1 protein-coding gene is annotated in these 384 nt (G+C 65.6%); it reads right to left on the bottom strand.

Annotated elements, in window-relative coordinates; translation table 11 throughout:
- Window positions 1-87: 87 nt before the first annotated feature.
- On the bottom strand, window positions 88-384 hold a 297-nt coding region (locus RhoFasB10_RS25995; protein ID WP_167679367.1), incomplete at its 5' end, for a M48 family metalloprotease.

Genomic DNA, 384 nt, shown 5'->3' with positions numbered 1-384 from the left:
GGCACGATCCGGCATCAGCAATGCATCGCGCAAACAAAAACGCCCGGCGCGAAGCCAGGCGTTCCTGCACTACCGTGGAGCGGTGGCTTACGCCGCCGTCGACGCCCGCAGCGCGGCGATGCGCTCTTCCAGCGGCGGGTGGCTCATGAACAGCTTCTTGGCCGTCGAACCGGAAATGCCGAAGGCGGCAATCTGGGTCGGCAGCGTGCTCTGGCCGTGGTTCAGCTGCAGGCGCTCCAGCGCGGCGATCATCTTCTGGCGGCCCGCCAGCGAGGCACCACCCGCATCGGCACGGAACTCGCGGTGGCGCGAGAACCACATCGAGATCATCGTGGCGAACAGGCCGAACACCATCTCCAGCACGAACACGATGATGTAGTAGGC

This window comes from Rhodococcus sp. B10, from assembly GCF_011770055.1.
GTDB lineage: Bacteria > Actinomycetota > Actinomycetes > Mycobacteriales > Mycobacteriaceae > Rhodococcoides > Rhodococcoides kyotonensis_B.
This window is presented reverse-complemented; position numbering and strand designations above follow the sequence as displayed.